We start from the raw sequence: 959 nt of genomic DNA on the forward strand, positions 1-959 counted from the left end.
CGATAAGGTAAAGGAAGTGGCAGATGTTCTTCTTGCTGCTGTAAGAAAGCCTGAACTTCATTGTTAATGAGTTCCAAAGACACATGATCACATACTAAATGGTGAAGCAGTAATGCCAGCAGCCATTCACCGGATTGCGGGTCTTGCGCGATGGTGGCCGACATTAATGGCGCTCGGGTCACGTCCAGCCGTACCCGCCGCGGGTCGGTATGCTGATACAGTTGTCTTTCAGCGTCTTCCTCCGCCGATAAGTTCAGCTCTTCAATCCACAATGGCGCCTGACGCCACACCACCTGCACTGGCTCCAGTAACCCTTTCCAATGTACCGCGCTGCGCAAGATATCATGACGGTCAATTACCCGTTGCAAGGCAGTCAAAAAGCCATCCAAACGCTGTCGGCTGTCGAACGCTAACATTGCACGTTCTAAATAAGTATCGCCTTCATTTTCCAACAAATGGTGAAACAGGATACCTTGCTGTAGCGGGCCGAGTGGATAAATATCCTGAATATTGGCAGCGCCATCGGTAACCCCCGCCACAATGCTGTCTATCTCGGGTTGACTCAGCATAATCAGCGGCAGCATCTCCGGTGTGATAACCTGGGTATCTCCGGGGATACGATTCTCGGGAACACCCTCACCCGCGATACTCTCCCCCGTGCTGACACGAGTAGCCATCGCCATCAGTGTTGGCCCGGCAAAAACGGCCGCTACGTTCAGATGCAAATTCATCAGGCGTAATCGCTCAATCACACTGACGATCAACAGTGAATGCCCGCCTAACTCAAAGAAGTTGTCGTGGCGGCCGATACGCTCCACGCCTAACAAGTCCTGCCAAATCTGTGCCAGCTGCTGCTCAAGCTTACCCTGTGGCGCTTCATACTGCCGTGTCACCACCGCACGCTGGTCCGGGGCCGGCAATGCCTGCCGGTCCAGCTTGCCATTCGGTGTCAACGGTAA

At 53.6% G+C, this 959-nt stretch carries 1 protein-coding gene; it reads right to left on the minus strand.

The window, feature by feature from the left end; all coding sequences use genetic code 11:
- A partial coding sequence (locus LGZ98_RS23865) for a condensation domain-containing protein (protein ID WP_262978746.1) occupies positions 1-959 on the minus strand: 959 nt, incomplete at both ends.

The sequence above is a fragment of the Photorhabdus kayaii genome (genome assembly GCF_025384895.1).
GTDB lineage: Bacteria > Pseudomonadota > Gammaproteobacteria > Enterobacterales > Enterobacteriaceae > Photorhabdus > Photorhabdus kayaii.